General features: G+C 51.4%; 13 protein-coding genes. 11 read left to right on the top strand and 2 right to left on the bottom strand.

Annotated elements, in window-relative coordinates; all coding sequences use genetic code 11:
* Nucleotides 1-163 precede the first annotated feature (163 nt).
* Both J2X61_RS24910 and J2X61_RS24915 read left to right on the top strand, forming a co-directional pair.
* The gene (locus J2X61_RS24910; RefSeq protein ID WP_274471946.1) at nucleotides 164-1,450 is read left to right on the top strand and encodes an adenylosuccinate synthase; all 1,287 of its coding nucleotides are present in this window, start codon (nucleotides 164-166) and stop codon (nucleotides 1,448-1,450) included.
* A 158-nt stretch (nucleotides 1,451-1,608) separates the two neighbouring features.
* The gene (locus J2X61_RS24915) at nucleotides 1,609-2,265 is read left to right on the top strand and encodes a hypothetical protein (RefSeq protein ID WP_274471945.1); all 657 of its coding nucleotides are present in this window, start codon (nucleotides 1,609-1,611) and stop codon (nucleotides 2,263-2,265) included.
* Nucleotides 2,266-2,267: 2 nt separating this feature from the next.
* Here the strand turns inward: J2X61_RS24915 and J2X61_RS24920 are convergent, their stop codons facing one another.
* Nucleotides 2,268-2,531, bottom strand: coding sequence for a hypothetical protein (locus J2X61_RS24920; protein WP_274471944.1), 264 nt, complete (start codon nucleotides 2,529-2,531; stop codon nucleotides 2,268-2,270).
* A 331-nt stretch (nucleotides 2,532-2,862) separates the two neighbouring features.
* Here J2X61_RS24920 and J2X61_RS24925 point away from each other — a divergent pair, with 331 nt between their 5' ends.
* The 6 genes from J2X61_RS24925 (at nucleotide 2,863) to J2X61_RS24950 (ending at nucleotide 10,139) form a co-directional block, all read left to right on the top strand.
* The gene (locus tag J2X61_RS24925; RefSeq protein WP_310191587.1) at nucleotides 2,863-4,389 is read left to right on the top strand and encodes a peptidoglycan DD-metalloendopeptidase family protein; all 1,527 of its coding nucleotides are present in this window, start codon (nucleotides 2,863-2,865) and stop codon (nucleotides 4,387-4,389) included.
* Nucleotides 4,390-4,536: 147 nt separating this feature from the next.
* Nucleotides 4,537-5,259 carry a response regulator YycF gene (gene yycF / locus J2X61_RS24930; RefSeq protein ID WP_274471942.1) on the top strand — a complete coding sequence of 241 codons (723 nt, stop codon included), beginning with the start codon at nucleotides 4,537-4,539 and terminating at the stop codon, nucleotides 5,257-5,259.
* Between the two features lie 2 nt (nucleotides 5,260-5,261).
* The gene (walK, locus tag J2X61_RS24935) at nucleotides 5,262-7,094 is read left to right on the top strand and encodes a cell wall metabolism sensor histidine kinase WalK (protein WP_274471941.1); all 1,833 of its coding nucleotides are present in this window, start codon (nucleotides 5,262-5,264) and stop codon (nucleotides 7,092-7,094) included.
* Nucleotides 7,091-8,380: a YycH family regulatory protein gene (locus J2X61_RS24940; protein WP_274471940.1), complete on the top strand. Its 1,290-nt coding sequence runs from the start codon at nucleotides 7,091-7,093 to the stop codon at nucleotides 8,378-8,380. Before walK ends, J2X61_RS24940 begins: the two co-directional genes overlap by 4 nt.
* A 42-nt stretch (nucleotides 8,381-8,422) precedes the next feature.
* Nucleotides 8,423-9,265, top strand: coding sequence for a two-component system regulatory protein YycI (gene yycI / locus J2X61_RS24945; protein WP_274471939.1), 843 nt, complete (start codon nucleotides 8,423-8,425; stop codon nucleotides 9,263-9,265).
* A gap of 55 nt (nucleotides 9,266-9,320) precedes the next feature.
* Nucleotides 9,321-10,139 carry an MBL fold metallo-hydrolase gene (locus tag J2X61_RS24950; RefSeq protein ID WP_274471938.1) on the top strand — a complete coding sequence of 273 codons (819 nt, stop codon included), beginning with the start codon at nucleotides 9,321-9,323 and terminating at the stop codon, nucleotides 10,137-10,139.
* On the opposite strand, the gene J2X61_RS24955 is transcribed toward J2X61_RS24950, so the two are convergent.
* Nucleotides 10,090-10,317, bottom strand: coding sequence for a hypothetical protein (locus J2X61_RS24955; protein ID WP_274471937.1), 228 nt, complete (start codon nucleotides 10,315-10,317; stop codon nucleotides 10,090-10,092). The genes J2X61_RS24950 and J2X61_RS24955 overlap by 50 nt on opposite strands.
* Nucleotides 10,318-10,565: 248 nt before the next feature.
* On the opposite strand from J2X61_RS24955, the gene J2X61_RS24960 reads away from it, so the two are divergent.
* The 3 genes from J2X61_RS24960 (at nucleotide 10,566) to rlmH (ending at nucleotide 12,529) form a co-directional block, all read left to right on the top strand.
* Complete coding sequence (locus J2X61_RS24960; protein WP_310191594.1) at nucleotides 10,566-11,789, top strand: S1C family serine protease; 1,224 nt, start codon at nucleotides 10,566-10,568, stop codon at nucleotides 11,787-11,789.
* A 29-nt stretch (nucleotides 11,790-11,818) separates the two neighbouring features.
* Nucleotides 11,819-11,986, top strand: coding sequence for a CxxH/CxxC protein (locus J2X61_RS24965; protein ID WP_274471935.1), 168 nt, complete (start codon nucleotides 11,819-11,821; stop codon nucleotides 11,984-11,986).
* Nucleotides 11,987-12,049: 63 nt separating this feature from the next.
* A complete protein-coding gene (gene rlmH / locus J2X61_RS24970) occupies nucleotides 12,050-12,529 on the top strand; it encodes a 23S rRNA (pseudouridine(1915)-N(3))-methyltransferase RlmH (protein ID WP_310191599.1) in 480 nt (159 codons plus the stop codon).
* The last annotated feature ends 236 nt before the right edge of the window (nucleotides 12,530-12,765 follow it).

Below are 12,765 nucleotides of genomic sequence, written 5' to 3' on the forward strand. Positions count from 1 at the left end.
GGTCCCCTTCCTGCAGATGGCTGCCGAAGAGACCGAATTGATCCTTCGGTGAACCGTGGACGCTTCGCGCTTTAGCGCTTTAATGAGGTCCACCTTAATCTGTGGTACGAAAGCCAAATCGGCTCATTATGGGTGACTCGTCACCGTACGGAGGTAAGTGCATATGTCAACGGTTGTTGTTGTCGGAACACAATGGGGAGATGAAGGAAAAGGTAAGATCACGGATTTCCTGGCGGAATCCGCTGAGGTTGTCGCTCGTTACCAAGGTGGTAACAATGCAGGCCATACGATCATTATCAGCGGCAAGAAGTACAAGCTGACGATGATTCCTTCCGGTATTTTTTATCAAGAGAAAGCTTGTGTGATCGGGAACGGTATGGTCATTAATCCCGCAGCACTTATTGAAGAAATTAACTACATTCATGATAATGGTTTTTCCACCAAAAATTTGCATATCAGTGACCGCGCGCATGTCATTATGCCGTATCACTTGGTGCTGGACGGTCTGGAAGAAGACCGCAAAGGCGACAGCAAGATCGGTACGACACGCAAAGGGATCGGACCTTGCTATATGGATAAAGCGGCGCGCAACGGGATTCGGATTGCCGATCTGATGGATGCGCAAGAGTTCGAATTGAAGCTCAGACGCATCGTCGCGGAGAAAAACGTGCTGATCGAGCAAGTGTACGGCTCCAAAGGGCTGGATGTCGAGCCGATTCTGAAGGAGTACCTCGCCTATGCAGAGATCATTCGTCCTTATGTGACAGATACATCCGTCGTATTGAACGAATACATCGACCAAGGCCGCAGAGTGCTATTCGAGGGCGCGCAGGGCGTGATGCTGGACATCGACCAAGGGACATACCCTTACGTGACGTCCTCCAACCCGACGGCCGGCGGCGTATGTATCGGTTCCGGCGTAGGTCCGACGAAGATTCACAACATCATCGGCGTAGCCAAAGCCTACACGACTCGCGTCGGCGACGGTCCATTCCCTACGGAATTGGACAATGAAGTGGGCGCTTGGATCCGGGAGAAAGGCTTCGAGTACGGTACGGTAACAGGCCGTCCGCGCCGTGTCGGCTGGTTCGACAGCGTCGTTGTCCGCCACGCCAGACGCGTTAGCGGCATCACAGGCTTGTCCTTGAACTCGATCGACGTTCTGACAGGTCTGGATACGGTAAAAATTTGCACAGGCTACATGTACCGCGGCCAACTCATCGAGCATTACCCGGCGAGCTTGAAAGCTATTTCCGAATGCGAAGCTGTGTATGAAGAGCTGCCAGGCTGGTCCGAAGATGTGTCCGGCGCGCGTACGCTCAGCGATCTGCCTGAGAATGCGAGACACTACGTGGAGCGCATTTCCCAGCTGACAGGCATCCCGATCGCCATCTTCTCCGTTGGCCGCAACCGCGAGCAAACGAACCTGGTTCGTCCAATTTACGCATAAGCGACAAAATGAATGAAAATCCTCTAGGCGCAATCGCAGCTTAGAGGATTTCTTTTTTTGCCCGGAAGGGATTTAATGGTGCTCAATTCGTCAATACTGGGAAGGAGGAAGCGGTTTATGAGAGGCATTTGATTCAAACGGCAGGAGTGATCAGAAGAATGAAAGTATTGACATGGCTCGGCAAAATTATCATCAGTTCGGTGCTTATTACATCCATCACAATGTTTACGACATGGTATGTGGTGAACATGTATGTTGAAGATATATTTCGACAATATCAGATACCGGCATTGGGTAAAAAGATTCAATTTGGTGAATTTGCAGCAAGATTGGCAGATGACTTGAATATAGTTATGCGTAGAGACGGGGGGAAGCAAGCTGCCCCGGCGGAATCGCCGGCACCGACGCAGCCTGCACCTAGTCCCAGCCCGTCAGGAAGCGTGCCGAGTTCCGGTACGGCTGACCGCGTCAGCCCGGAAACGGAGAGCGGTAGCGGCGCTTCCCGAGGAGCGGAGGACGATGCTGTAGCCGTCATGGGGCGAGTAAGTAGCGAAGCGAACGAGCAGGATAAGCAAATCGTCATGTCGACCGAGGATTTCGCCAAGAAGAAAGAGGCGCTGTCCAGTGATGATAAGATGAAAATATTTTCGCTTGTGGTTGCCAAGCTGCCGCAAGACGAAGTGCAGCACTTGTCTGTTTTGCTGGAAAACGGCATTACGAATGATGAGCTGAAACAAGTGAACGATACGCTCAAAAAGTATTTAAACGAGACGGAATACAAACAGCTGACGGACATCCTGAACAAATACTCGTGATGTTAATGGAGCTGTCCGCCATATTTCACGATGGTGTCTTCCGCTTGGCGGTAGCGCGACTTCTCCACACTGACTGTTAGCGCATAAGCCGGTTCTGCGGCTGCGTAGGATTCAACGGATTGAACGAGGCTGCCTCCAAGATCGACAGCTTGTGCATCGCCGCCATAATTAAATTTAATGTCCAGCACACCCTGAGAGCGAAGAATTTCCGCTGTTTTCTCCATCGTTAGTCGATCTGTGAATGTAGCTTCCAACTGGACTTCCATTTCATCAGTTCCCCTTTCAATTTTCACTCTAATTCGTCATTTCTCGTAATCGGGTGTAAAATCTATTGGATATTTAACCAAAAAAATGAAAATTTAGCGTCTTCTTTTGGCGGTGGACACGAATCTATCACATGGATATCGAGTATTTTGTTGAAATTGGCAGAGAAAGTGTGTTAAATTTAACAAAAGGAAGACATCCTTAATGGATATTATGTCTAATCAAGGTTTATTTATGTATTTTGGAGTAATTAATCATTGGGGTGCTTGTGAATAATTACTTCATGGATGCAAAACCGTTCAAAGGGAGAAGATCATGACAGGTTTCAGGGGTATGCGCTTTGTCAAGGATCTCATTGAGAGATTCAAGTCGAAGCGAGAAAGCTTGACCGGAAATGAATCAATATCAGACAAGCAGCAGGAAGAATTAACGACAACTACGACGCTAACGGTAATCAAACGACATAAATGGTCTCTTGCTCTGGGAGTTGGTGCAGTCGCACTGACAGGGGTTATAACGTTTGCAGGGCATATCTACGTGCAAGCGAAAATGGTAGATGTATATCATGTTATGCTGAACGGCAAAGAAATCGGCGTCGTCAGCGACAGTAAGATAATTGATGAATATAAGCAGCAAAGACCTCTTGAGGTACAAAAGAATTTCCCAGACGTTCATGTCGTTCTTAAAACTAACGGTGTCACCTACAGCTCTGAAAAGGCTTTCAAACCGCAAACGGATGATGCTGCTGTCCTTGCAACGCTGAATAAGGCGTTAGTGCCCCAACCGGTCGGGGTAGAATTGAAGGTAGACGGTAAAGCCATTGCTATTGTGAAGGATCAGCAGACGGCTGATCAAATTCTGGCGCAAGTGAGTGCGCCCTACACGCCCAAAGGCAAGGAAGCCTCTAAGGTTGCTGCGTTGTCGGCTAGTCAGGGCGAGGATATTTCTACGGCTCCTTCGGAGCTCGAGAAAGTAGAGTTCGTTCAGCAGGTGGATACGAAGGAAGTACCGATTGAGCCGGAAGACTTGGCGAAGCCGGAAGATGTAGTGAAGAAGCTGACGACGGGCGATGTAACGCCTGCCAAATATACGGTCGTTGAGGGAGACTGTGTCTCCTGTATCGCGAAGAAATTAGGAATTACCAAGCAGTTCATCTATGATAATAATCCTGGCATCCAGGATGACAAGCTGAAGTTAGGCAGCCAGCTGGATGTGACGGTGCTGAAGCCGGCGTTATCCGTCAAAACGACGGAGAAAATCGTACAGAATCAAGAAATTCAATATGATACCGAGTACATCAAGGATGATTCGCAACGAGTAGGGGTTGTACAGCCGATTTCGCCTGGCAAGAACGGGCTGAAGAAGGTGACGATCCAGGTGACCAAGGTCGACGGTTTAATGACCGAGGAGAAGTTGGTCGACGAAGAGATCATCGATCAGCCGGTGACGGCGAAGGTGAAGAAGGGTACCAAAGTCATCCAAGGCGAGGGCACAGGGAAGTTCGCATGGCCTGTCGTTTCCCCGAGCATTTCAAGCACGTACGGCGTTCGCTGGGGCAAGCTCCACAAAGGCATCGATATTACAGGCAATAAGAATATTATGGCGGCCGATAACGGCAAAGTCGTCGAAACCGGGTACAAATCAGATTACGGCAATTATATCATTATCAATCATTTGAACGGTTACGAGACGCTGTATGGCCACTTGAGCAAAATTACGACCACAGAGGGCACCATCGTCGAGAAGGGCGATAAAATCGGCATTATGGGAAGTACAGGCGATTCCACAGGCGTGCATTTGCATTTAGAAATTCACAAAAACGGAAGCTTGGAAAATCCTTTGAAATATTTGAATCGTTAAATTACATAAGAGGCAAGGTCAAACCGGACAACTCGGGGGGCCTTGTCTCTTTTCAGTTGAATATATGATAAAATAGAGAGTAGTATGCAGCGAATAAGATGATCCAGTGTTTATCCGTTGTTTAACCTTATTTAGGCGGTGGTAGGTTTGTTTGGGAAAATTCTCGTGGTGGATGACGAACAACCGATTGCAGATATTTTGAAATTTAACTTGGAAAAAGAAGGGTATCAGGTCATATGTGCCTATGACGGCGGGAGCGCTGTCGAGCTTGCTTTCTCAGAGCAGCCCGATCTAATTCTATTGGATCTTATGCTGCCCGTGAAGGACGGCATGGACGTCTGCCGGGAGGTACGTTCGAAGCTGAATACGCCGATTATTATGCTTACAGCCAAAGATACGGAGCTGGACAAGGTGCTGGGGCTGGAAATGGGCGCGGACGACTATGTGACCAAGCCGTTCGGCACGAGGGAGCTGCTGGCTCGTGTGAAGGCGCATTTGCGCCGGCAGACGAAGGCTGTAGCGGCACCGCCGAGCGAGGCGGATACGCAGCGCAACGGCATGCGAATTCACGGGCTGTTCATCGACAACGACATGTACATGGTGTACAAGGATGGCGCACCGCTCGATTTGACGCATCGCGAGTTCGAGCTGATTCAATATTTGGCCAAAAATTCCGGTAAAGTGATGACGCGCGAGCACTTGCTGCAAGCGGTGTGGGGCTTTGAATATTTCGGTGACGTTCGTACCGTCGACGTGACGATCCGGCGGCTCCGCGAGAAGCTGGAGACCGACCCGAGCCGTCCGGAGTACATCATGACGCGCAGGGGGCTCGGTTATCTCATGCGCAGCCCGAAAGCCGGAGGCTTCTAAGCATGAAGGGCATCCGCTTCTTTCAATCGATTCAAGCGAAGCTGATCATTGTGTATGTCCTGCTCATTCTGATTGCGATGCAGCTCATCGGGGTTTATTTCTACAAGACGGTGGAGACCTACTTCAAGAATGACTTCCTGGTATCGCGCAACAGCCAGGTGACGCTGCTGGCGGGCTTCGTCGGCTCCTACTTGACGGGGGACCAGGACAGCAAGAATGCGGCGGAAGGCAAGAAAACGTACGCGGATTTGAACGAGTTCGTCAGCAATTTATTTTCTATTAATAATGCGGAGATTCAAATTATAGATGCTAACGGGAACGTGATATCGACGTCGGTTCCCAATCATCTCAAACAGAAGAATACACAGCCCGAGGTCATTCGGGCCTTGCAGGGCATTAAGGAGAATCAACGGATCTTCACCGATGAGGACGGCTACCGCAAGGTGATCATCGCCAAGCCGGTCGGCAGCGGCGTGCGCGTGCTGGGCGCCGTCTACTTGATCGCTTCGATGGAAGACGTCTACAAAACCATCCGGTCCATTAACCGGATTCTAATCTCCGGCACGTTGATTGCTCTAGGCTTGACGGCGATTCTCGGCGTAATCCTCACCAGCACCATCACCAATCCGATCAAGGAGATCACCAGGCAGGCTACGGCCGTCGCGGAAGGGAATTTCGACCAGCAGGTGAATATCCAAGGGACCGATGAGATCGGGCAGCTCGGGCATACATTCAATTTCATGATGAACCGGTTAAGGGAAGCGCTCTCGCTCAATGAAGAAGAGAAGGAGAAGCTCGCTTCGATCCTGACGAATATGAACGACGGCGTCATCGCAACGGATGACAAAGGGCATGTCATCGTGTTGAACCGGAGGGCGAAGCAAATTCTCCAAACGGAGGAAGAGGCGACGCTGGGCCTCGATATCTCCGAAGTGCTCGGCATACCGAAGGAGACGATTGAAGGGCTGCTTCACGGCGAAGTGCAAACAACGCTGCTCGATGTGGAGCTCCCCGATGACGATGAGGCGCTCTCGGTACGAATCACGTTCACACCGATTCATCGCCGTGGAGAAGGGCAGAGCGGGATCATCGCCGTGCTGCAGGATGTCACGGAGCAGGAGAAGCTGGAGCAGGCCCGGCGCGAGTTCGTGGCCAACGTCTCCCACGAGCTGCGTACGCCGCTCACGACGATCAAGAGCTATCTAGAGGCGCTGGATGACGGCGCTATTGAAGAGCCTCAGCTGGCTTCGCGCTTCATCAGCGTGACGCGCAGCGAGACGGAACGAATGATTCGCCTGGTGACGGATCTCCTGCATTTGTCCCGCCTGGACTCCAAGCAGTCGATGATGAGCAAGACGAAGACCATGGTGAACGAAATGTTGGAGGAGGTGGCCGACCGGTTTTCCTTCCAACTGCAGCAGCGCAAAATCGATATTTTCATTCGCGTGGAGCCCGGCGTGACCAGCTTGCGGCTGGACCGGGATAAAATCGATCAGGTACTCGATAACCTCGTATCGAATGCGATTAAATATACGGGAGACGAAGGGACGATCCGCTTGGAAGCGCGGAGGCTGGAGAAGGATATACTGGAAATCTCCGTCCAGGACAACGGAATCGGCATTCCGAAGAAGGATTTGAGCCGGATTTTCGACCGGTTCTACCGTGTCGATAAAGCGCGTTCGCGCAATATGGGCGGTACGGGCCTAGGCTTGTCCATTGCCCGGGAAATAGTCAAAGCCCATGGGGGCACGATCAGCTTGGAGTCGGAGCTGGGGCAAGGAACCCGGGTTGTCTTCACGCTGCCGATTCTGCAAGAGGAGGAAGATGAGCTGTGATTGAAAGTGTAAAGTCTATCTTGCTTGTCGTCCTGATTGGAACCTCTTTGTATCAGAGCTTTCTGCTGGCTTCTTATAATCCTCCGAAGATCGAGCCCATCCAACAGAGCAATTATATGCAAACGGAGACGCTCGGAAAGCAGGCCGAGCTGCAGGATATGCTGTTCCCCGATCAGATTATCGTGCATTTGGGCAACCAGCAGCATTCTGTGCTCTACCCGAGCAACTATTACTATACGCGGTTGCTAGACAACATTAAGCAGCGGAGTTTCAAAGGCTTCCGCAAAACTTCGATGTATTTGGTCAATGTGAACTGGGAGGACGTCAGGTCGAAGCAGCAAGGGGTCGAGATCCGGTTCAATGACGGCATGCCGTTCACTGTGCTTCAGCAATTGCTGCGGATTGAGGGCGAGCTGCCGGCGGATAACGATAAAGTAACCCGGATTTGGATTTATTCCAAAGGGAATAACGAGGATGTTCGTGCCTTCTTCTTTACGGATTCGCCGGGCGTAGGGTATGAGGTCATCGGGGCCGACTTCACGAGTAAAGACGTGGAAAATTTCGCCGCTTTCGGCGATGTGACCAACTTGTACAAATCAACGAACAGCGGAGATTATTACCTGCCGGTGAAACCGCTCAAGCTGCCGAATTTCACATTCAATTATACGCAATTAACGGCGGATCAATTGAAGCAGAGCTTATTCGTCGATCCGGGCATTACCCGGTATCTCAAGGAGCGCGACGGTTCCGAGATTTATACGGACAGCAAGCGCGGCTTCCAGCTGAACCGGGATTTGCGGTGGATTACGTACTCCGATCCCGTAGCGCCGGTGGAAAGCAAAAGCGATGTGCTCGAGAATTTGGTTGCCGGCATTAAATTCATTAACCAGCATATCGGCTGGGATGGCAAATATATGGTGGCGAGCACGCCGGAGAAGCAGCTGTTTGAGAATCAAGCTTTCACGTTCCGCCAGTATTATGAATCTCTGCCGATCGTCACGACGCAGCCGGAGGGGTTCGGTTCAATGAAACTGCAGGTACAGAAGGGAATTGTAACCGGCTTCGAGAGGTCGATGATTATTCCTGATCTCAAGACGGCTCTGCGCCGCGACGGTGAGCTCATGTCCGGCGACGCGCTGGAAGAACGGCTGCAGTATTATCAGCGGCGCTCGAGCATTGTCTCAATCTTCCCGGCCTATCGTCCGGTCGTCGCAGAGAAGACATTGACACTGCTGCCGGTATGGGCGCTTGAGCTGCGGGATGGGACCTATGATTTTATCGAATAATCAAGCAGGCATTCAAACCATTACGGAAAGGTTGGTGAGACCATGAATTGGAGCAGGGCCAAAACGATTCTGATTTGTTCTTTTTTACTGCTCAATATGATTCTTGGCTTCCAGCTGTGGTCCACCAATCGCTCCAACCAGACGGAAATCGCGCTCGATGTCTCGGGAACGCTCGAAGAAATGAACCGGGCGCTCCACAGCAAGAACATTCGGTTAACGGCGGAGCTGCCGACCGATGTGATGAAGCTGAAGGTTATTACGGTGAAGTATGACGATAATTTCAAGCCGACTGAGGAGAAGGCGTTGAAGACGCCGCTGAGCATGAGTGCGCTGCTAGGCAAAGGAGCCAGCAAAGAAGTGCAGAAGCAATCGGAAATCCCGAATTTCAACCTGTACCAGCTGGATTCTGCCGTAAGTAAGAGTGGTGTCTATGTGTTCAACCAGTTGTACGGTAAGCTGCCGCTGTTCGATGTGAATGTCGAGCTCAATGAGAAGAATGGAGAAATTACCAGTTACCGACAAGCTTACGTTGAAGTAGAATCAGGAGTGGAGCAGACGGAGCAGAAGCTGATTCCGGCGCAGCTCGCGGTCAGTTCGCTGGCGGACAATTATTTGAGCGAAGGCTCGATAATTACGGAGGTCCGCTTGGGCTATCACGGGCAGCCATACAACTCGCAGACGCAGCCGATGTTCCCGCACTGGCGGATTACGGTTGATAATCGAGATATTTATTATCTGCAAGCGTTCAACGGCGCAGTGGAATCTCCGCAAAAAGGATCGGACGTCCTACCGTTCGGTACGCAGGGGGACAGCGGGAAGCCGGGGAGCACGATCGGCCCCGGGAATTCCGCCGGCCCTAGCAGTCCGGACAACAAGAAGCAATAAACGATTTACATAGGTTTATAAGCGTGGACATGGAAGCATAGAGGAGCAGGGTAAGATGGGTATAAGATTTACAGTGCTGTCGAGCGGATCGACAGGGAATGCAACGGTCGTTGACAATGGGGAAACGAAGGTGCTGATCGATGTAGGCTTCAGCGCCAAGAAGATGGAACAGCTGATGAAGGAACGCGAGCTCGCGGCCGACAGTATTGACGCCATTGTGATCACGCATGAGCATTCGGATCATATCAAAGGCTTGGGCGCGCTGGCGCGCAAGTATGATCTGCCGATCTACGCCAACGAGAAGACGTGGGTCGAGCTCGACCGTCAAATCGGCGTGATCGCGGATGAGAACAAGCGGGTCATGGAAACCGGAGGATCCGTTGAATTCGGCACGCTGCGCGTGGAGTCCTTCGGCATCTCGCACGATGCTGCAGAGCCGGTGGGCTACTGCTTTTATGAAGGCGAGCAAAAGTTAAGCGTTGTGACGGATCTAGGCTATATGAGCGAGAAGGTGAAGGAGAAGATTACGGATTCCGACGCTCTGGTGCTGGAGACGAATCATGATGTGGACATGCTGCGGGTCGGGCATTACCCATGGAGCATCAAGCGACGCATTCTCGGGGATAAGGGGCATTTATCCAACGAGGCCGCAGGGGAAGCGCTTTGCGATGTGCTGACGAATAGAACGAAGTCCGTCTACATGGCGCATTTGAGCCGCGACCATAATTTAATGGATTTGGCCAGGCTGACGGTGAATAACATAGTACAAGAGCGCGCCCCTGAGTCTAAGCAGCTAAGATTGATGGATACTTATTTTGACCGGTCTACGAAATGGGATGTATTGGGTTCGCATTCGGATTCGGACTTGGAGTAAGCGCCGCATCGATTTCTTTGGATTTGAGCTGAATTTCTTGGGGGGTTATGATCCCTTTATCAATAAGCGTTTGAATGAGAGATGAGAGTATCAGCGATTGGTGGTATTGGCTGTCTTTGAGATCAGCGAGCTTGCCGATCATGTTGATTTCGTCGAGATGGGATGGAATCCGGTTCATAGGGAGCATCTCCTTTAATTTCCGATTTAAAAGTTTAGGCAGACTCTAGTATTTCCTTGAGAGATTTGGTTTACTATTATTGTAGGCAAGAACGGAACGAAACATTCCTATTTTTTGCAAAATAGGTTGCCGTGGCGAATGGGGCTGCAGCATCTGGCTAAGTGACTGAGTGACTGAGAAATGGCAGAGACTGCAGTGGCTTTCATACCTGTAGCGACAGACCCCCGACAGCAAAGGAGGGACCCCCTGTGAGTTTGTTTGATGATGATTTTTACTCGACCAAAAGAACTAAGCATCGCCAGCCTGTGTGGCGCCCGAAAGGTTCCAGCGCATTCGCGAGCTTCGCGGGACGCAGAAGAAATGTGGCCCTTGCTGCAGGGGTGGGCGGGGCGTTAGCCATGCTGCTGCTTGTCGGCATCGTCAACGGGTTCGGAGAGAGCGAATCGTCTACCGAAGCGACGGCCATACCGGCTGCAGCAGCTAATGCCGAAGTACGTCCTATGAATATTAACGATTCGATCGTAGCGGCAACGGAGAGAATCAAACCGGCCGTGGTCAGCGTGATTTCTTCGAAGAAGGATGATAAGGGCCAAGAAAGCGGCATAGGCATCGGATCCGGTGTTATATTCGCCCGCAATGGCGATAAAGTGCGAATTGTCACGAACAGCCATGTGGTGGAGAACGGCAACCAATTCGAAATGGTCAATTTCCAAGGCGAGCATCGCAGTGCAACCCTGGTCGGGCGCGACCGGGTGACCGATCTGGCCGTGCTTGAGGCGGATGGCAAGGACATTAAGGTGCTTGCGGAATTTGGCGATTCTGAGACGCTGCGCGCGGGCGAGGTGGCGATTGCTGTCGGGAACCCGCTAGGTCTGGGGTTCTCGCCGACCGTAACGCAGGGCATCATTTCATCGCCTAAGCGGACGATTCCTGTAGCGCTGTCCCGCGAAGGTACGGACTACGATTGGGAAATGGATGTGATCCAGACGGACGCAGCCATTAACCAAGGGAACAGCGGGGGTCCGCTGGTTAATATCGATGGGAAGGTCATCGGCATTAACTCGATGAAGATATCCGATACGGGCGTGGAAGGGCTGGGCTTTGCCATTCCGATTAACAGCGCGAAGCCGATTATCGACAATTTGATTACGGACCACAAGGTGAAACGGCCGCTCATGGGTGTGTCTACGCAGGAGCTGCAAGCTTTTAAGGGGACGGATGTATTAAAGCTGCCTGCAGAGGTGAAGACTGGAATTATCGTCTTCGATGTTTCCGGCCCTTCCAAGGAAGCGGGTCTGAAGCCACAGGATGTCATCATCCAATTGGACGACCGGAAGATTGACTCCACGATCGCACTGCGTAAATATTTATACAACGAGAAGCACATCGGGGACAAAGTGAACGTGGTGTTCTATCGCGGCGGCAAGAAAATGAACACGGTGGTCACCTTAGTGGAAGCAACCGATAAATAAAACAGGAATGTATAATGAGAGGTAGCTGCATGCACGTAGTTTGCAAAGATCATGTCGAAATCGCGATTGATGAATTTGTCGATGAATACGAAGAGGCGCCGGACATTGTGGATTTGCAGAAAACCCACTTCGCCAATTGGGAGCCTCCGACACACTGTGAGCATTGCAAGGAATTAGCGCGATTTCTGGTTGTTTGAGGGAAGGCTTAGGCCTTCCTTTTTGTTTTGGCGATTGGAAGAGAAGGAAAAGGAGTTGGCGTCATGCAGATACAGATTTTAACGGTTGGGAAGCTGAAGGAGCGCTATCTCGTTGATGGGATCGCGGAGTATGTCAAGCGCCTTGGGCCGTATGCCAAGGTCAGCATCGTGGAGGTGCCGGATGAGAAGGCACCGGAGAACATGAGCCCTGCCGAGGAGCAGCAGGTGCGGGTCAAAGAAGGCGAGCGGCTGCTAACCAAGCTCGGCTCGGACGTCTACGTCGTGGCGCTGGCCATCGACGGCGAGATGTGGTCGAGCGAGCAGCTGGCGGCGTCGCTCGACCGGTTGGCCACCTATGGACGGAGCCAAGTGGCCTTCGTGATCGGCGGCTCGCTGGGGCTGTCGAGCGAGCTGCTGCGCCGTGCGGATATGCGGCTGTCGTTTGGCCGCATGACGCTGCCGCACCAGCTGATGCGGCTGGTGCTGGTGGAGCAGATTTATCGCGCTATGCGGATTAATCGGGGGGAGCCGTATCATAAGTGACAATAAGTTTTTCAAATAAATTTTTTCGTAATGTAGAAATTAGACCAGCAGATACGACATTATAGTGAAACTAAATTGAGATTTAAAACGGATAAAGATATCTCCAGAGGGCACCCAATTGGGGTACCCTCAAAACTTACAGAGGATACTGGAGCCTGTTTGGGGAGAGCTTTCTTATATTCAATATGGGCCATTCCAGACAACGCGGAGAGTTATATCAGTAATTTATGGTAAGA

The organism is Bacillus sp. 3255 (assembly GCF_031456485.1).
Taxonomy (GTDB): Bacteria; Bacillota; Bacilli; order Paenibacillales; family NBRC-103111; genus Paenibacillus_E.

Bases quoted from the DNA above. Each gene is read 5' to 3' on its own strand.
- J2X61_RS24955 (WP_274471937.1), bottom strand. From the start codon at position 10,317: ATGAACCGGATTCCATCCCATCTCGACGAAATCAACATGATCGGCAAG.
- J2X61_RS24910 (WP_274471946.1), top strand. From the start codon at position 164: ATGTCAACGGTTGTTGTTGTCGGAACACAATGGGGAGATGAAGGAAAA.
- J2X61_RS24925 (WP_310191587.1), top strand. From the start codon at position 2,863: ATGCGCTTTGTCAAGGATCTCATTGAGAGATTCAAGTCGAAGCGAGAA.
- yycI (WP_274471939.1), top strand. From the start codon at position 8,423: ATGAATTGGAGCAGGGCCAAAACGATTCTGATTTGTTCTTTTTTACTG.
- J2X61_RS24915 (WP_274471945.1), top strand. From the start codon at position 1,609: ATGAAAGTATTGACATGGCTCGGCAAAATTATCATCAGTTCGGTGCTT.
- walK (WP_274471941.1), top strand. From the start codon at position 5,262: ATGAAGGGCATCCGCTTCTTTCAATCGATTCAAGCGAAGCTGATCATT.
- J2X61_RS24950 (WP_274471938.1), top strand. From the start codon at position 9,321: ATGGGTATAAGATTTACAGTGCTGTCGAGCGGATCGACAGGGAATGCA.
- J2X61_RS24920 (WP_274471944.1), bottom strand. From the start codon at position 2,531: ATGGAAGTCCAGTTGGAAGCTACATTCACAGATCGACTAACGATGGAG.
- J2X61_RS24965 (WP_274471935.1), top strand. From the start codon at position 11,819: ATGCACGTAGTTTGCAAAGATCATGTCGAAATCGCGATTGATGAATTT.
- rlmH (WP_310191599.1), top strand. From the start codon at position 12,050: ATGCAGATACAGATTTTAACGGTTGGGAAGCTGAAGGAGCGCTATCTC.